The sequence below is a fragment of the Priestia sp. FSL W8-0001 genome, from assembly GCF_038050335.1.
GTDB classification, from domain to species: Bacteria; Bacillota; Bacilli; order Bacillales; family Bacillaceae_H; genus Priestia; species Priestia flexa.
Map to the genome: position 1 here is coordinate 3,892,669 of NZ_JBBPAL010000001.1, position 19,006 is coordinate 3,911,674.

Below are 19,006 nucleotides of genomic sequence, written 5' to 3' on the forward strand. Positions count from 1 at the left end.
TGCTGTTTTTTATTTTTAGGTTAACATGTTTTATTACGTAGTCTTTGACTTCTATGTAAACAATATAATAAGTATTTGTATAGACGACGTTACATTCAGCCAATTAACGGTTTACAAACTTCTTGTTCACGCTCTTAAACGTTAGTTCATGAGTAGAAGCTACTTGCCAATCTGCTTGTTCCATTCCTTCATGTAATCCTACTCCTATGGAAAACATATCCGTTTGTTTAATCGCGGTTAAGCCTGCAATTCCATCCTCAATCGCAACACAGTTTTTAGGGTGGGTACCTATCGCTTTTGCTGCTGTTAAAAAAATTTCTGGATCTGGCTTCCCACGCGTTACGTCTCTACTAGTTACAACCTTATCAAAATAAGACTGCAAACCGATTTTTTCTAATACATGCATCGCGTTTGAACTAGAAGAAGCGATTGCAAGCTTGGTCTCAGCTGCTTTTGCTTCTTTTATCAACTGAAAAATGCCTGGTAAGATGGCCTTTTCATCTAACGTTTCAATTAACACTTGATAATGACGGTTTTTCTTTTCCGCTAATGCATGCATCTCTTCTTCAGAATAAAATTTGTCACTTTGTCTTACAATTTGCTTAACTGTCTCATAGCGGCTAATTCCCTGGATTTGTTGATTCCAATCGTGTGTAAAATGAACACCTGTTTCATCAGCAATCATTTTATTTGCTTGGTAGTATAGGTTTATTGTATCAACAATTACACCATCTAAGTCAAAAATAAGCGCTTCAAACTGTGCCTGCATATGAAATCTCTCCTCTTCAACTATCTATTCTTTTTATCATATCGATTATTGAAATAAATTTCCTACTTTTATTTTTCAAAAAAGTATTGCATTATGAAAGCCTTTTTATTAAAATAAATTTATGCAAACGGTTGCACTATTTATATTCGTTTCAGCTATAAAATAACTGTAAACGCACACAACATATTGAAAGCCCATACAACGGGGAGGGGAAATAGTCATGAAGAAATTCTTTTCATTTGATTTTTGGCAGAAGTTTGGTAAAGCCTTACTGGTTGTTGTAGCTGTTATGCCAGCTGCAGGTATTATGATTTCACTTGGAAAGCTAGTTGGTATGACTGGTGGAGAAATGGCACTTGTGCAAACGATTGCCCGAGTGATGGAAGATATAGGTTGGGGTATTATTACAAACCTCCATATCTTGTTTGCGGTAGCGATTGGAGGATCTTGGGCAAAAGAACGTGCGGGTGGAGCATTCGCTGCACTAATCGCTTTTGTGTTGATTAACCGTATTACTGGTGCAATCTTCGGGGTTAACGCCGATATGCTAGCAGATCCTGAAGCAAAAATTACGTCTCTATTCGGACAAGAACTTGTTGTAAAAGATTACTTCACATCAATTTTAGGTGCTCCTGCTTTAAACATGGGCGTATTCGTTGGTATCATTGCCGGTTTCCTTGGAGCCAACTTATTTAACAAGTATTACAACTACGATAAATTACCTGAAGCTTTATCATTCTTTAACGGTAAACGCTTTGTACCTTTTGTTGTTATTGGTGGATCAATTGTTACAGCAATTATTTTATCGATTGTATGGCCATTCATCCAAGGTGCTTTAAACAGCTTTGGTCAGTGGATTGCAACATCTCGTGACACAGCACCAATCTTGGCTCCATTTATTTTTGGTGCATTAGAACGTCTATTATTACCTTTCGGTTTACATCATATGTTAACGGTTCCAATCAACTATACTGAACTTGGTGGAACGTATCAAATTTTAACAGGTTCTGGTGCTGGCTCAACAGTAGCTGGTCAAGATCCATTATGGTTAGCTTGGATTGCTGACTTAAATAACTTCCTAGCAGCTGGTGACACAGCTAGCTATCAACAATTGTTAAATGAAGTAACGCCAGCTCGCTTTAAAGTTGGTCAAATGATTCTATCTTGTGCTGCGTTAATCGGTATTGCTTTTGCAATGTACCGCAACGTTGATGCAGATAAACGCAGAAAGTATAAATCAATGTTCTTCTCTGCTGCGCTAGCTGTATTCCTAACTGGTGTTACAGAGCCAATCGAATTCATGTTCATGTTTGCTGCTCCAGTTCTTTATGTTGTATACGCAATCATGACAGGTATGGCCTTTGCCATTGTTGATATTATTGATGTCCGCGTTCACGCATTCGGTGTTATCGAATTGATTACACGTACGCCAATGATTGTTAAAGCAGGATTATGGTTAGATTTAGTAAACTTTATTATTGCGTGTCTTGTATTCTTCGGATTAAACTTTGCAGTAGCAAACTTTATGATTAAACGTTTCAACTTCCCTACTCCGGGACGTAACGGAAACTATATCGAAGATGAAGCTTCAACTAGCGGTACTTCAAACGTAAAAAATGATTCTCTAGCACCTGTTATTATTGAATTGTTAGGTGGTCAACAAAACATTGAAGATGTTGACGCTTGTATGACTCGCCTTCGTGTAACAGTAAAAGATACTAGCTCCGTGGCTACTGAGGCGGAATGGAAACAAAACGGAGCTCTAGGCTTAATCGTAAAAGATAAAGGTGTTCAAGCTATTTATGGTCCAAAAGCTGATGTTCTTAAATCTGATATTCAAGACTTACTAGGAGCGTGAAGATGAAATTACTCACTTTAAACTGCCATTCTTGGCAAGAAGAAAACCAGCTAGACAAGATTTCTTGTCTAGCTTCTGTAATTAAAGAGAAAGATTATGATGTAATTGCTCTACAAGAAGTTAGCCAGCATATGGAGGCTCCTTATGTGAATAAGCATATTAAATCTGATAATTATGGATATGTTCTGTTACAAGAATTGAAAAAGCTAGGTGTTCACGATTATGAGCTTGTATGGGACATGGCTCACATCGGGTATGAAGTTTACGAGGAAGGCTTGGCTATCTTAACAAAGCACCCTGTTGTTGAAGAGCACTCTTTCTTCATTTCAAGAACATCTGACGTAAACGACTGGAAAACAAGAAGAGTTGTTGGAGCAACAATTTCTTATAACGACGAACTGCTATCATTTTACTCTTGTCATCTAGGTTGGTGGGAAGATGATAAAGAACCGTTTAAAGACCAGTTTGACTCTCTATGGACTTCCATAAAAAAAGATCATCCATTTTTCTTATTAGGTGACTTTAACAACAATGCCTTTATTCGAAATGAAGGATATGACTATATGAAAAAGCACCCTTTATACGACACCTATGACCTTGCTCTTGAAAAAGATGAAGGAATTACGGTCCAAGGTAAAATTGCTGGATGGGATGAAAACAAAGAAAAGCTTCGTATTGATTTAATCTTAACAAGTGACCCTTATAAGATAGCTAAATCCCACGTCATCTTTAATGGTACTAATAAACCTGTTGTTTCCGACCATTTTGGCGTAGAAGTAGCATTAACATAATCACGTTAAACAAAGCTGTTGAAGCCTAGACTTCAACAGCTTTTCACATGGAATGATAGTAAATGCACATGATAATAATATAAAGCTTTATTAAATCTTTGTTGATTGTATAATACTTTGACATTTAAAAATGTAAATATGCTATAATGTGTTGTTGTTAATACAAGAATTAATATTCCTTTTATTTACTTATCTAACATTTAATTCATGTGTCAACATAGCGAAAATACTAAAATCAAAGAAGATAGGTGCAGAATCAAAATGAAAATTTTGCTCATTTCTAATATGTATCCATCTAAAGATTTTCCAAGCTATGGTGTCTTTGTGAAAAATACTGAGCAGATATTACTTGATAATGGTGTTTCAGTAGACAAAGCTGTCATGACAAAACGAACAGGCAAACTCGGAAAGCTAGTTGGATATGCTTCGCATTATTTAAAAATAATAGCAAGTGGCTTAACAAAAAAGTATGACTACCTTTATGTGCATTATGCTTCTCACAATGCTCTACCCTTGCTTATTTTAAAGAAGTTAAATAAACGTGTGAAGATTGTAACAAACGTTCACGGTTCAGATGTCGTTCCCGAAGTCCCTTCACAAGAAAAGTTTCAGCCACGGGTAAAAGAACTGTTGCATCGTTCACATAAAATTATTACTCCATCTCCTTACTATAAAGAACTAGTTCAAGAGAAGTATGGAGTGACAACGCCTATTTATATCTTTCCTAGCGGAGGCGTTAATTTTAAATTGTTTTATTCATTTTCTACTAAAGAAGAGGCTTATAAAGAGTTGAATTTAAATCCAAAGCAACGTTATATTGGCTGTGTAAGTCGCATTGATGTCGGTAAAGGATGGGAGTTTTATTTACAAGCCATCGCGCAGTTAGAAGCTGAAAGCCTTACGGATTATAAATACATTTATGTTGGTAGTGGAAAGGACGAGCCAAAGTTTAAACAGATGGTTCAAGAGTTGAATTTAGCAGATAAAATCATTCACTTTCCTTTGCTCCCACAATCCTCTTTAGCCTATGTCTATAATGTAATCGACGCATTTGTCTTTCCAACAATCCGTAAAGGAGAAAGCTTAGGTCTAGTAGGATTAGAAGCCATGGCCTGTGGAGCTCCTGTAATCGGTAGCCGTATCGGTGGACTCAAAGATTACATTATTGATGGTCAAAATGGCCTTTTCTTTGAACCTGGTCAGGCAGGAGAGCTGAAGGAGAAATTGCGCCTTTTTATGGAATCATCTGCGGAACAGAAGGAAAACATGTCATCACAAGCTGTGAAAACAGCTAAGTTATACAGTGTAGATGAGATTTCTCAGCAACTACCAACAATTTTCTTTAATGAGGTGTAAGAATGAAAATCGCAGTTTTAATTCCTTGTTACAACGAAGAAGTAACAATTGGAAAAGTAATTGATGACTTTAAGCAAGAGTTACCCGAAGCTGATATTTACGTCTATGATAACAATTCTAAAGACAAAACAAGTGAAATTGCATTAGCTCATGGAGCTATTGTTAAAAAAGAATTAAAGCAAGGAAAAGGAAACGTTGTTCGATCAATGTTCCAAGATATAGACGCTGATTGTTATGTAATGGTTGATGGTGATGACACGTACCCAGCTGAGTTTGTTCACCAGCTTATTGAACCTATTAGAAACAAAGAAGCAAATATGACTATTGGTGATCGTCTTTCAAACGGTACGTATTTTGAAGAAAATAAACGTCCATTCCATAACTTTGGAAACAACCTAGTTCGTTCATTAATTAATAAGCTATATAAAAGTAACATTACCGATATCATGACAGGATACCGAGCTTACGACAGGCTATTTGTAAAATCAATCCCTGTCATGAGCCCTGGATTTGAAATTGAGACAGAAATGAGTTTACATGCTTTGGACAAACGCTTCCGTTTGAAAGAGATTCCTATTGATTATCGAGATCGTCCAGAGGGTAGTGAGTCAAAGCTAAACACCTTCTCTGATGGTTATAAAGTACTTAAAATGATTTTTACTCTATTCAAGGAGTACAAGCCGTTACAGTTCTTCTCACTTTGGACTTTATTATTCTTAGTTGCTGGATTAGCGGTAGGAACACCTGTTATTTATGAATTTTTCAAAACAGGCTTTATTACAAAAGTCCCTTCATCAATCCTAGCAACGGGCTTAATTCTGCTTGGTGTATTATCGTTTGTTTCTGGACTTATCCTAGATACAATTGCATCGTTAAACCGCAAACAATATGAACTAGAATTAAATAAGAAGATTGAACAAATAAGGGAGTAATTACCGTGAATAAAAAACCTATTCTTTATTTAATAGCGACTGCTTTTGCATTGATAGGTATTTTTATTGGAGCCCCTGACAGAGTAAGTTTTTCTTCTGTTTTTATGTTGTTAGTATTAGTAGGCATAAGCTCTATTTTTATTTATAAAAATAGAGCTTATGCTTCATTTACATCAATACAATGGCTCCTGATCATAGCAGTCAGCTTCATCATACAGTTTTCTTTACTAAGTAACTTGCATATGACAGCATCCACTATCTTCGACTTTATTCTTTATATTCTTGGAAGATGGGTGATTGCATTAGGGTTTGTAATTGCTTGTGCAACAACCTTTAAAGCACATTTTAATCCAGATTCGTCTGTTGATTATCCAAACAAATATAAATGGATTATTGGCATTTGTATTTTAGCTATGAGCGCCTTTTATTGGTTAGCCTTTTTCCCAGGTGGAATGACGCCCGATTCTCTGGCTCAGTGGGAACAAGCACATACTCGTGAATTTAATGACTGGCACCCGATTATGATCACTTGGTTAATTATGATACTAACTCAAATATGGGATCACCCTGGAATGATTACGATTGTTCAAATCTTAGTCGTGTCTAGTATTTATTTATACACGTTTCACTTTCTTATTAAAAAGCAAGTTCCACCTATTGTTTTAGGAATTCTAACATTACTCGTATTATTAATACCGAGTTTTTTAATCTTTTCCATTGTTATCTGGAAAGATATCCTATACAGCGCCTTTTTGCTATTTTTTACGGTAAATATTGCGAGAGTATATTTATCAAACGGAGCATTTATTCAGTCTAAATATGGAATCTTTATGCTTCTTTTATCATCTTTTGGTGTAGCCTTTTTTAGACATAATGGATTCCCTGTGTTCGTTATTACATTTTTATGTTTAATCGTATTGTTTAGAAAGTATTGGAAACGCTTGGTTCCGCTATTTTTAGTGATTTTTATTTTACAACGAATTATCACAGGCCCTGTGTTCAACTGGTTAGATGTTAAACCTTCTGATCCTAATGAAGCGTTATCGATTCCGACACAACAAATTGCCAACATTATTGTCAATGATGGAGAGATGTCTAAATCTGAGCGTGAATACTTTAACAACGTTCTCCCGATTGAACTTTGGAAAGAAAAATATAATCCATATAAAAGTGACCCAATTAAATTCACGTGGGAATATTACGACCGGGAGTTTATTTTTCAAGACCTTGGTTTATATTTTAAAAATTACATGAGCATTGTTATCAAGAATCCATATCTAGCAATGGAAGGATTTCTAAAACAAACGGCACTGGTATGGCAAACAACGTCATTTGAAGATGGATATACCGACACGTATGTAACCAACGTATACTACGGAAATAAATTTGGACTTGAAAATACCGTGGTTTCACCGTTGATTACAAACACAGCAAAAGCATATTTGGAATTCTTTAAAAGCCCTTCTTTATTTTTCTTATGGAAGCCTGCTTTTTATCACTGTGTTATCTTATTATTTTCTCTTTTCTTCATTGCGAGAAAAGGAATCACGTCTTCCATTGTTTTATTTCCATGGCTATTAAATACGTTATCAGTTTTAGCAGCGTTACCTGCACAAGACTTCCGCTACTTACTAGCAAGCGTATTTGTCAGCTTCTTCTTTGTCGGATTAGCTTTTGTTAGAAAAGGTGAAGAAGAGAGGGGTCAGTTTTGACAAACAACGTACAGTACAATAGAAAATTAGGCATATTTTTAATTATCATTGCCTCCATGTTTACAGCCATTGGGCAGCTTCTCTGGAAGTTATCCAATGGTTCATTCAACATTATGTTAATAATTGGCTTCTTACTCTACGGATTTGGAGCTATTTTTATGATTTTAGCCTTTAAATATGAAAGAGTTTCACTTCTTCACCCTTTTTTAAGCTTAGGATATGTCATCAGTATTGCATTAGGTTTCTTTTTATTAAATGAAGCTGTTAGCTTTACGAAACTAATTGGTACAGCTGTTATTATTGTTGGGGTACTATTGGTAGGTGACCATGATGATTAGTATACCGATTTTACTTATTATGACACTTCTAGGTTCAGTTGGAGCTGTCTTTTTCAAACAGATCTCCACGGCTTTAAGCGCTAAAAACACGAAAATGGCTATTATCTACTTGATAGGTGGGGGCTCATTTTACGGAATATCAGCATTGTTAAACGTATATGTCTTAACCTTGCTGCCTTACTCTGTTGTCTTCCCGTTAACGTCCATTACCTATGTATGGACACTATTGTTTGGCTACTTTTTGTTAAAAGAAAAAGTAACCGTCAAACAAATGATTGGATGCGCTCTTATCATCATTGGTTGTTTTATTATTGCTAATAGCTAAACAGCATAAAGGCAGGAGTTTTAATTTATGAAAAGCTTAAAGATTGCAAGTATTTTATTACTTGTTTCAACCTTGTTTTTAAAGTTTTCCAGTATGATTCGAGATTTAGTAATCGCCAATTACTTTGGTACAAGCTATATCGTAGATGCCTATAACGCAGCGATGATTATTCCCAACGCATTTATTCTATTTATGCTCACGGGCATGAAAGATGCTTTTATCCCTAGCTATTTGCGCTACGAAAAAGAAGGAAAAGGGAAATCGCACCTTACAAACATTGTAAAGTCTACGTTTTTTATTTGCTTAGTCATCTCTATTTTAGGCTCGATAGCAGCATTCTTTTATTTTCCTGCTAGCTACCCTAACTTTTCTAAAGCAGCGATTGATATTGGTATCTATACCGCAATTTTATACTTCTTATCGCTTTCTTTAGTTGGGGTAAATGCGGTATATGAAGGTGTATTTGATGCTAACAGTCAATATTCCTTCTCTGTATTTTCTCAAACCGTTGTTGTCTTATTTACTATCTTAAGTACGATTTTACTCCAGGATGTAATAGGTGGATACGCTATTGCCTTAGGATATCTATTAGGAACTCTTGCTTCCTTTCTCATTAAAGTTGTGTACTTTAAACCAAAGAATCTTCTGCTATGGAAGCAGAAGATAGATAGAGAAGAAGTTAAGATCTTTTATAAAGTTTTTATTCCTGTGGGTGTTACCATCATGGTGGGACAAATTAACCTAACAGTTAACTTCTTTTTTGCAGGGTCATTTGGAGAAGGCGTTATTTCTTACTTGAACTATGCCTTTCGATTAGTTAGTATTCCCCAAGCAATCTTTGGTGTGACCGTTGCGACAATCATTTACCCACTCATTGTAAAAGCTCTGAACGATAAAAATGAAGAGCGGTTTAAAACAGGAATCGAAAAAGGGCTAACATTTATGCTGATGTTACTTGTTCCGACACTTGTGATTATGAGCTTTTATATGAAAGATATTGTTCAAATTGCTTATGAACGTGGTGCATTTGACGCTACATCTACCTTGAAAACTACTGATGCTTCTTATTATTATTTTGGATCGGTGTTCTTTTACTCACTACAAGCAATTTTAGCAAAAGGCTTCTATTCATTAGGAAAAGGCCACGTTATAATGCGTATCGGACTACTGTCAATCCTACTGAATGTCATTTTTAACTTAACATTCACGAAGTTTTTAGGTTATCAAGGGCTTGCACTTTCAATGTCCGTTGTGGGGTTTTTCTATACTGCCATTGTGTTCGTTATGCTAAATCGTCTCATCAATGGCTTCCACTTCCGCTATTTACTAAAGGAAACAACAAAAATTTTAGTAGCTAGCATCCCCGTTATGGTCGCTATGTACATCCTGAAGGATATACAAGCTTTAAACGACCTGCATGTTCTGGGTCGATTTACGGTTGTATGCTTAGTGGGAGGTTTAGTATACTTAATATCGACGTTTATATTTAAAGTAGATGGCATTATGATGGTTTTACGTAAACGAAAACGTTAAATTCACTAAAACAGGAGATTACTATATGAAGAACACATACTGGTTATTTTTTCTGTTTGTTGGTTTTATTTCAATACAGCCAATTATTGATATGCTAACAACATACATGGTTTTAAATGTAGAAAGTCCTCTTTCAATCGGTGTTATTATCCGGTTCATGTATATGGTATTTGTGGGGATTATCTTACTGGTATTTTTCAAAAAGTCCAAGTGGGCCAGATATTCAATTCTTTATTTAATTGTCTTTGCACTATTCCTTGGTGTTAATATTTACTTTAATAGTCAATGGAAAGACCCTTACTATTTAGCTCAAGAAGTAAAGTTCTTTAATAAAGTTGTTTATATGAACGTAACGCTCTTAGGAGCTATTGTGGTTTTTACAATGTATCGCCAATCTGTAAATGTCTCAAAAGCTCTCAATAAAAACTTATTAACTGCTTCTCTTATTATCAGTATTGTGTTCATTGGCACCATGCTTACTGGTACAGCTTTAGAAAGTTATCAATACAATAAAACTGGATTTAAAGGCTGGTTTTACGCTGCTAACGAACTTGGAGCAATCGTTGCTCTATTATTACCTTTAACACTTTTATTTGGCTTAAAGAAAACACAGTCGTTAAAGCAATTTTACTTTTGGATTCCGTTTATTTTACTTGCAGTATCTTCAATTATGATTGGAACAAAGGTAGGATTAGGAGCTGTTATTTTATCGTTAGGGGTTGCATTTGTTGTATTAGTACTTAAACTCTTTGCAACAAAACAACGTGCAGTAAAATCTAATTTAGTTATCTCAATTATTTTGTTGGTAGTAGTTGGAGTTACAACTCCTATCTCTCCTGCTTTCACAAACACATATGCGCATATCGATTTGCTAGAAAATAAAAAGAAAGAGCAGCAACCAGAGCAGTCAGAAGAAGATGGTGCTACTGATACTAAAAAGAAAAAGCGACAAAAGTTAGACAATAGCGATATTGAAAATCTTATTTTAAGTAGTCGCGAAGACTTTTTAGCTCACCATAAAGAGCAGTATGCAGAAGCTCCTATCGCCCGTAAGCTTGTCGGGATGGGCTATGCAGGGAATTACACAGAAGAACAACCACCAAAGATGATTGAAATGGACTTTTATGACCTATTCTTCTCACTTGGTATTATCGGATTTATCCTATGGATTTTACCTCTTCTAATTATTGCTCTATACGTAGTAAAACGATTCATTAGCGAACCTTCACAGCTTTGGAATGAGTCATTTATGATGTATAGCACATCTGTTGTACTGGCACTAGGTATTGCGTTTGTTGCTGGTCACGTCTTTACGGCACCCGCTGTAACTATTTATTTTGCTGTAACAGCGGCATACCTTGCTTGTATACACTTTTATAAATCAAATACGTTAGATTAAATTAAAGCCGTTAGAGGTCTCCATCCTTTAACGGCTTTTTATAATATTTACAGGTAAAACCGTCTTTTGTTATTTACCTTTGATCTATCCTTCCAAAACATTTTCCCTTCAAAAATATTAAATTTATGTTAAGATTGTAAAGCTATTATTTTTTTGGGGGAATGCTTTATGTATCAGCGCATCATTCAGTTTTTACCTACCTTTATCTTTTACTTATTCCTAACGATATTTTTATATGGGATAACCATAATTTCATTTACAGGTGACTACAATCTCGCTTTTGATTGGGCGCAGATTCACACCGCCTTTTTTACGATACTTGTTAGCCTTATCGCTTTATTATTAAGCTTTCTAACTGTTTGGATACTTGTTAAAAAAGAACTAATTACTCAGGTTGCTAATTCTAGAGTTTACCATCTTATTTCTGCATTTTTATTTGCAACGTTTATTGGGTTGGTAGGTGCCCTTTTATTTCTCATTTATCATATTGATTTACATCAGCTTGGTAAATCGATTGAATGGATTCAAGAGTATACAGATCGCTATTTATTAAGCTCATTTATTCTTGGTTTACTAGCATTTGGAGTCATTTTGCTGACGGGGGAAGTCTATATTGGTAGTGGAATTTCAATTCTATTGTTTTTTATCCTTGCGTTAACGAACCACTACAAAAAGATTTTTAGAAACGAACCGCTCTTCCCGAATGATTTCATTCAAGTTACCCAATTAAAAGAGGTTATACCAATGATTCGAGAGTCTATCTCCCTTTCAACCACCATATTTGTGGTTATTAGCGTAATAGCCTTGTTCGTTCTATGGTTACGTTCACCTAAGTTAAAAATTGATTGGCGAATCCGTATTATACTCATTCTTCCAATCATGTTTATCTCAAAATCATTCCTGTTTTTTGAAGATACCTTTGCGGAAAAGTACTATGAAAAATATTCAGCCATTATGCCGTGGAATCAGCAAAATAATTATTATTATAACGGTCCCGTTATCGGCATGATTTCGAATATCAAGACAAATATTTTGGAAGAACCTGAGGGTTACTCTGAAAAACGCGTCACAGCTGCTGTCGAGAATATGAAAAAAGAAGTGAAGCCATTCAGTAGTGATTCTAAAGCAGACAAAAAACCAAACATTGTCTTTGTCATGAATGAATCTTTTTGGGACCCTACCAAGCTAGACCTTTCTTTTTCAAAAGATCCATTAGAGCACACAAAAGAACTAATGAAGAAGTACCCTTCTGGGTCCATGCTCAGCCCTGCATTTGGTGGCGAAACAGCTAACGTAGAGTTTGAAGCACTAACAAGTTATTCAATGAATACGTTTAACCCTGGTGGTTTGCCTTTTCAACACATTTTAAGCAAAAAAGAATATCCTTCGTTTGCTTCTTATCTAAATGAATTAGGCTACTATACGGAAGCAATGCATCCAAATAACGGTATTATGTACATGCGTCAAAACGTCTATCCAAACCTAGGATTTGAAAAAAGTTTATTTATTGATGAAATGGACTTTACGGAAAAAGATAACGAAGGATTTGTTTCGGACGATTCAGTTGTTAATCAAGTTTTAGATACGTTAAAAAAATCAGATAAGCCAGCTTTTATTCACGCCGTGACAATCGGAAATCACCTTCCATATCCAGCTACAAAGTATAATGGTGAAAAAACAATATCTGTTGAAGGTGACAACTTATCTCCTGAAATGAAAAGCGAAATTGAAATTTATGCTGAAGGTATTAAGCAGTCCGATGACGCCCTGAAGAAATTAGAAACTGAAATACAAAAACTCGATGAACCTACACTTGTTGTATTTTGGGGAGATCATTTACCTGCTCTAGGAAAAAATCTTCAAGGCTATATAGAGGGTGGCTTTGGCAACACAGACGAATTTCAAAAATCAAAAGAATTTTATGAAACACCACTCTTATTTATGGCGAACTTTAATTTAAACATGGAGCAAGAGTTAGGAACGATTAGTCCTATGTATTTTGCGCCAATGATTGTAGATGAATTAAACTATAAGCCAACTCTATTTTATAGCTATTTATTAAAAATGAAAGAACATATTCCAGCATTTCGTAAGCAAATTTATCTAAATGATGAAGGAGAAGTTGTTCATGACACCTCTTCTTTAAAGCGAGACGCTATTCAATATATGAAGCAATATCAACTATTAGAATTCGACACCTTATCCGGAAAGCAATATGGAAAAGAGTCATTATATAAATAAAAAAGGTCTCTCATCTCCATTGATTCGTTTCAATGAGGTTGGGGGACCTCTTTTCTTTATGGACGATATTTTGCTTTCACATTTAATTTCGACTGTCGAATAATTTGATTAACTACTTCCGAAAACACGATTCCAATGGCAATTGATCCTGAAATCATAAATGCTTTTGCAGCTAAGCTAATTGCTGTATTGTAATCATTTTCTACGAAGTTTCGCATGGCGTCATAGGCAATTCCCCCCGGTACGAGTGGGATAATACCTGCAACTGTAAAAATAATAATGGGCATGCGATATACCTTTGCATAAATTTGGCTAATAATTGCAATAAAAAACGCAGATGCTACTGTACTTGGTACTTCATCAATATTGTACATCGTCATCAGAAAGTAAATTAACCAGCCAATCATTCCAACAAAACCACACTTTAATAATGATTCACGTGGAACGTTAAAAATAATACCAAACGCAGCAGAAGCAATAAAGCTTGTAATAATTTGCTCAATGATTGTCATATGCAGCCCTCCTTCTTATAACAATGTAAATACAACTGCGATTCCAGCACCAATGGCAAAAGCCGTTAAGAAAGCCTCTGCACCTTTAGACAAACCCGATAACAAGTGTCCTGCCATTAGGTCCCTTACAGCATTGGTAATTAAAAGCCCTGGCACCAGAGGCATAACCGATCCAATAATAATTTTATCAAGTTCACTTCCAACACCGATTGTGACAAATAGCAGTGAAAGCGTACCAATGGTTAGAGAAGCAGTAAACTCGGCAAAGAATTTAATTGGAATAATACGATGGAAATAGACAAGTGCTAAAAAGCCAAGTCCTCCGGCTAACATAGCTGGAATGAAGTCTAACCATTGACCTTGAAACATGATTAAAAAACAGCCGCTTGAAATAGAAGCAGCCGCGAGCTGGACCCATAAAGGAAACGCAACGTTGGATTCTGCGATAGTTTCTAAAGCGTCATATGCTTCTTCTAATTGCAGTTGACCTTGACTGATTTGACGCGATACGCTGTTAACTAACGTTACTTTCTTTAAATCTGTTGTACGTTCAGAAATACGTATGAGCTTCGTTTTAGTGGGCTCACTCGTCTCCAGAGAAAACATAATTCCGGTTGGAGTTACATAGCTATGTGATGTTTTAATGCCAAATGAAGCAGCAATCCTCATCATTGTATCTTCTACTCGATATGTCTCTGCTCCACTTTCTAGCATAATTTTCCCTGCCAGTAAGCAGACGTCCATAATATCATATCTATCTAATTTCTTTTCTTTCATCTTCTCACTCCAAACGTCTAAAGTCTGGTTTGTTTCTTACAGCATACAGTGTATAAGAAACAAAGGATGATACGCAATGCTTAATTAAAAAAAGTGTGGATTTCCCACACTTTTTTCTTAACGGACTTTTTGCTTTTGAGATAAAAACAGCGTTCCTAGCTCTTTACCATTAATTAAATCGCGTAGGATAGCGGGGTCTTTACCGTTTGCTAAAACCACGTTAATCCCTTCTACCGTAGCACGCTTCGCAGCCGTTAATTTTGTTACCATTCCACCTGTTCCCACAGAAGTTCCACTACCTCCCGCAAACTCTTCTAGCTCAGGCGTGATTTTTTCAATGACTTTAATAAGCATCGAATTCTCATTTTTTGTTGGATCTGAGTCAAAGAAGCCATCAATATCTGATAAAATCACCAATAAATCAGCTTGAATAAGTACTGAAACGATAGCCGATAAATTATCGTTATCTCCAAAGCGTACAATATTCTCAATTTCGTCAATTGCTACGGTATCATTCTCATTAACAATTGGAATGACGCGGTCTTCAATCAACTTTTCAAATGTATTGACGACGTTATTTCGAACGTGTTCATCTTCAATAACGTCTTTGGTTAACAACACTTGCCCCACAATATGACTATATTCTCCGAAAAATTTACTATAAATATGCATTAATTCTGACTGTCCTACAGCGGCCGCTGCTTGCTTGTCGCGAATTAACGTTGGTCGATTTGCTAACTTTAATTTCTTGACTCCTACTTGCACTGCACCTGATGTAACCAATACCACTTCTTTACCTGAATTCATTAAATCAGACAAAACACGCGTTAATTTTTCAATGCGCCCTAAATGAATCTCTCCATTGTCGTATGTTAAAGTTGATGTCCCTACTTTGACAACGATACGTTTACAGCTATGTAATTGATCTCGATACCCCATGCTGTTCATTCCTCCAAAAGCTTATAATTTTAAAAAATTATAGCAGACTTCATCAGAAAAGTCTTATTCTTTTTGATTACTCGATAATTTCTGTTTTTGAAATTATTTCCTTTATACATGGTTTAGATAAGACGCATAGTAGGAATATAACTAGAAAACGGGTGTGAGAGGATGAGATGAATGGAACGTAATCACACAATGATTCAGTTTTTTGAATGGCATTTGCCAGCTGACCAAAATCATTGGAATCGTTTAAAGGAAGTAGCACCTGAGCTAAAGGAAGCCGGCATTGATGCTGTTTGGATTCCTCCAGTTACAAAGGCATCTTCACCTGATGACAATGGCTATAGCGTATACGACGTCTATGACCTAGGTGAATTTGAGCAAAAAGGAAGCACCGCTACAAAGTATGGAACAAAAGAGCAATTACACGAAGCAATTCAAGCGTGTCATGACCACGGAATCAGCGTGTATGTTGACATTGTCATGAACCACAAAGCAGGGGCTGATGAAACAGAGACCTTTCAGGTAATTGAAGTAGATGCTGATAATCGAACAAACGAAATATCTGAGCCTTTTGATATTGAAGGGTGGACAAAATTTACATTTAACGGTCGAAACAATAAGTACTCAGATTTCCAATGGAATTTTACACATTTTAACGGGACAGACTATGATGCTAAAGAAGATCGTTCTGGTATCTTTAAAATCCTTGGTGAAAATAAAAAGTGGAATGAAGAGGTGGATCAGGAATTTGGAAACTATGATTATCTCATGTATGCCAACATTGATTACGACCATCCCGATGTTAAGGGTGAAATGATTTCCTGGGGAAAATGGCTAGCAGAAACGTTAAATTGTGACGGCTACCGACTGGATGCCATTAAGCATATTAACTATAACTTTATCAAAGAATTTGTATCAGAAGTCGCTGCTGAGCAAGGAGAAGATTTTTATTTTATAGGCGAGTTTTGGCATCCTGACTTAAGAACAGCAGCAGATTTTTTAGATCATGTTGAACACGGTATTGATATTTTCGACGTTCCTCTTCACTACAAGTTATATGAAGCTTCACAAAAAGGAAGAGATTTTGATTTACAAACAGTATTTGATGATACACTTGTCCAAATCCATCCATTAGATGTGGTTACCTTTGTAGATAATCATGATTCGCAGCCCAACGAGTCCCTTGAATCATGGATAGAAGACTGGTTTAAAGAATTAGCGTACGCCTTAATTTTACTTCGAAAAGATGGATACCCATGCATATTTTATGGGGATTTCTTCGGTATCTCTGGGGACAACCCTATGGATGCAAAAAAGGACATGCTCACAAAGCTTTTATCGGTGCGCTACCACAAAGCGTATGGAGACCAAGATGACTATTTCGATCATCCCAATACAATTGGCTGGGTTCGTCATGGAGACCCCTCTATTGAAGGCTCTGGCTGTGCTGTCATTCTTTCAAATGGAGATGAAGGAGATAAGCAAATGTTTGTAGGAAAAGAGCACGCTGGTAGTACTTGGATTGATATGCTTGAAAAACGAGACGATCAGGTTACAATTGATGAGAATGGCTATGGTTGTTTTACGGTTAATAGTCAAAGTGTATCCGTATGGATTAAACAATAGAAAAGAGTTTGGGACATAACAAAATGATTGCTTCTAAGAGACGAACAATAGCTGTTCCCATCTTTTTGGTTTGTCTGAACACGTTCGTTCCATTGCGCTACGGTCACTCGCTTTCCGCGGGGAGGAACCTGAGCTTCCTCGCTGCGCTGCGGGATCTCAGTTTTTCCTCTCTTTCCCGCAGGAGTCGAGTGTCCTACGCTCCATTCCACCCTGTTTCCAACAGTGTTTTCACAATCAACCAAAAAAACCTGAACGATTAAAAGTTATGAACTCTCAACCGTTCAGGTATAGTAGAGGCTGAACTACTTATGTCTCAGTCTCTTTTTCACTTTTTCGCTTCATGCACTTTTAACTTCTTGCCTTTGATGCTTTTATTTTTTAATCCCTTCAATACAGATGGACCTTTACCGTTTAGAATCTCAACGTACGAATGATTATCTTGGATGGTAATAATCCCAATATCTTGAGCGGACATACCAGGCAATTTAGCAATAGTTCCCACAAAATCAACCGCACGAATTTTCTTTTTCTTACCGCCATTAAAATATAACTTCATAATATCTTGGTTAACTTTTTCACGCTTCTCTTCTCTTAGAACTACCGGTGCTTCCATTTTCTCTTGAAAAGCCGTTCTGTTAGCTTTTACTTCTTCAACAGATGGTGGGTTACTTAACTGAATATCAGCTTGGCTGTATTCACGAATTTCTTCTAAGAACTTTTGCTCATAAGACGTCATAAACGTAATGGCTTTTCCTGACTTACCAGCACGTCCTGTTCTACCCGTACGATGCACGTATTTTTCTTTTTCAAGTGGGAAATCAAAGTTAATGACAAGCGTAATATCTTCGACGTCAATTCCTCTAGCAGCAACGTCAGTGGCTACTAGATAGCGAAACTCACCGCGCTTAAAGTCATCCATTACTTCAAATCGATCTTCTTGAACCATCGCTCCGTGCAGTAAATCAGCAGAATAATCACGTTCGTCTAAGTACTGAAAAACTTCTTTTACTCGTTCTTGTGTTCGACAAAAGATGATGCAGCTATCTGGGTTTTCAGCAACCGTGACATCTGATAACAAGGAAAGCTTACTCCCTTCTTCCACTTCCATCACGTGATGTGTAATAAGCTGCGGTGCTTTTCCTACTGTTTCGATTTGGATACACTCAGGATTAATCATATATTTCTTAGCTAAACCTTCAATATCAGCTGGAAACGTTGCAGAGAAAAGCATCGTAGTTCGACTAGTCGGAAGCTTATCTAGAATCGCTGATACTTGATCAATAAAACCCATATTTAACATTTCGTCTGCTTCGTCTAATACAACATATTTTAAACATTCAACAGATAACGTGCCTTTTTCAATATGATCTAAGACGCGGCCAGGTGTCCCCACTACGATATGCGTTTTTTGTTTTAGCATAGTCTTTTGCTTCATAAAAGACTGTCGGCCGTAGATGGCCACGCTATTAACACGCTTATAGCGACCGATACTCTTCATTTCATCACTAACCTGTGCCGCTAATTCACGGGTAGGCGTCAGCACAAGTACTTGTGGCTTGTTTTCAAGCCAATCTACTTTTTCACATAGTGGAATGGCAAAGGAAGCTGTTTTTCCGCTTCCTGTTTGTGAGGTTACAATTACGTCTTTATCTTCTAATACTTCGGGAATAACACGCGCTTGAACTGGTGTTGGTTGGTTATATTCTAAGGCATCTATGGCCTTTATGATTGGATCACTAATTGCGTAATCAGTAAATGTTGAACTGGACATATGGTTCCTCGCTTTTTTATTATTTAACGTTCCTTGTTACATATAGAATTCACTTTATAAGCTTTTATTAGTATAAACGATTTATGAGAGAGAACAAACAATAAAAAAGCTTCGGCTACTG

General features: G+C 36.3%; 16 protein-coding genes. 11 read left to right on the forward strand and 5 right to left on the reverse strand.

Translation table 11 applies throughout. The features are described 5' to 3' along the window. Positions 1-103: 103 nt before the first annotated feature. Positions 104-769 carry a beta-phosphoglucomutase gene (gene pgmB, locus MKZ18_RS20475; RefSeq protein WP_119543843.1) on the reverse strand — a complete coding sequence of 222 codons (666 nt, stop codon included), beginning with the start codon at positions 767-769 and terminating at the stop codon, positions 104-106. Positions 770-989: 220 nt separating this feature from the next. On the opposite strand from pgmB, the gene MKZ18_RS20480 reads away from it, so the two are divergent. The 10 genes from MKZ18_RS20480 to MKZ18_RS20525 all read left to right on the forward strand — a co-directional run bounded on the left by MKZ18_RS20480 (position 990) and on the right by MKZ18_RS20525 (position 13,254). After that, positions 990-2,627: a PTS transporter subunit IIBC gene (locus MKZ18_RS20480; protein ID WP_025910413.1), complete on the forward strand. Its 1,638-nt coding sequence runs from the start codon at positions 990-992 to the stop codon at positions 2,625-2,627. Between the two features lie 2 nt (positions 2,628-2,629). Further along, the gene (locus MKZ18_RS20485) at positions 2,630-3,418 is read left to right on the forward strand and encodes an endonuclease/exonuclease/phosphatase family protein (protein ID WP_061785892.1); all 789 of its coding nucleotides are present in this window, start codon (positions 2,630-2,632) and stop codon (positions 3,416-3,418) included. A gap of 261 nt (positions 3,419-3,679) precedes the next feature. Next, the gene (locus MKZ18_RS20490) at positions 3,680-4,774 is read left to right on the forward strand and encodes a glycosyltransferase (protein WP_035320951.1); all 1,095 of its coding nucleotides are present in this window, start codon (positions 3,680-3,682) and stop codon (positions 4,772-4,774) included. Between the two features lie 2 nt (positions 4,775-4,776). Then, positions 4,777-5,706 (forward strand): glycosyltransferase family 2 protein, encoded by a 930-nt coding sequence (locus MKZ18_RS20495; protein WP_061785891.1) that lies wholly within the window; start codon positions 4,777-4,779, stop codon positions 5,704-5,706. A gap of 5 nt (positions 5,707-5,711) precedes the next feature. Then, positions 5,712-7,418: a DUF6020 family protein gene (locus MKZ18_RS20500; RefSeq protein ID WP_318757799.1), complete on the forward strand. Its 1,707-nt coding sequence runs from the start codon at positions 5,712-5,714 to the stop codon at positions 7,416-7,418. Then, positions 7,415-7,756, forward strand: a complete 342-nt coding sequence (locus MKZ18_RS20505; protein WP_025910418.1) for an EamA family transporter — start codon at positions 7,415-7,417, stop codon at positions 7,754-7,756. The genes MKZ18_RS20500 and MKZ18_RS20505 overlap by 4 nt, the downstream gene beginning before the upstream one ends. Next, a complete protein-coding gene (locus MKZ18_RS20510) occupies positions 7,746-8,081 on the forward strand; it encodes an EamA family transporter (RefSeq protein WP_224840091.1) in 336 nt (111 codons plus the stop codon). The genes MKZ18_RS20505 and MKZ18_RS20510 overlap by 11 nt, the downstream gene beginning before the upstream one ends. Positions 8,082-8,108: 27 nt before the next feature. Further along, positions 8,109-9,614, forward strand: coding sequence for a murein biosynthesis integral membrane protein MurJ (gene murJ, locus MKZ18_RS20515; protein WP_340841885.1), 1,506 nt, complete (start codon positions 8,109-8,111; stop codon positions 9,612-9,614). A 25-nt stretch (positions 9,615-9,639) separates the two neighbouring features. Further along, positions 9,640-11,013: an O-antigen ligase family protein gene (locus MKZ18_RS20520; protein WP_340841884.1), complete on the forward strand. Its 1,374-nt coding sequence runs from the start codon at positions 9,640-9,642 to the stop codon at positions 11,011-11,013. 168 nt (positions 11,014-11,181) lie between these two features. Beyond that, entirely contained in the window at positions 11,182-13,254 is a 2,073-nt protein-coding gene (locus tag MKZ18_RS20525; protein WP_340841882.1) for an alkaline phosphatase family protein, read from the forward strand. Positions 13,255-13,310: 56 nt separating this feature from the next. On the opposite strand, the gene MKZ18_RS20530 is transcribed toward MKZ18_RS20525, so the two are convergent. From MKZ18_RS20530 to proB, 3 genes are all read right to left on the reverse strand, one after another. Next, positions 13,311-13,766, reverse strand: coding sequence for a threonine/serine exporter family protein (locus MKZ18_RS20530; protein ID WP_025910424.1), 456 nt, complete (start codon positions 13,764-13,766; stop codon positions 13,311-13,313). 15 nt (positions 13,767-13,781) lie between these two features. Further along, entirely contained in the window at positions 13,782-14,543 is a 762-nt protein-coding gene (locus MKZ18_RS20535) for a threonine/serine exporter family protein (RefSeq protein WP_025910425.1), read from the reverse strand. 117 nt (positions 14,544-14,660) lie between these two features. Beyond that, on the reverse strand, positions 14,661-15,482 hold the full coding sequence (gene proB, locus MKZ18_RS20540; protein ID WP_025910426.1) for a glutamate 5-kinase: 822 nt from the start codon (positions 15,480-15,482) through the stop codon (positions 14,661-14,663). A 180-nt stretch (positions 15,483-15,662) separates the two neighbouring features. Here proB and MKZ18_RS20545 point away from each other — a divergent pair, with 180 nt between their 5' ends. Continuing rightward, positions 15,663-17,114 carry an alpha-amylase gene (locus tag MKZ18_RS20545; protein WP_119543857.1) on the forward strand — a complete coding sequence of 484 codons (1,452 nt, stop codon included), beginning with the start codon at positions 15,663-15,665 and terminating at the stop codon, positions 17,112-17,114. Positions 17,115-17,439: 325 nt separating this feature from the next. Here the strand turns inward: MKZ18_RS20545 and MKZ18_RS20550 are convergent, their stop codons facing one another. Beyond that, a complete protein-coding gene (locus MKZ18_RS20550) occupies positions 17,440-18,885 on the reverse strand; it encodes a DEAD/DEAH box helicase (protein ID WP_341344595.1) in 1,446 nt (481 codons plus the stop codon). Positions 18,886-19,006: the final 121 nt, after the last annotated feature.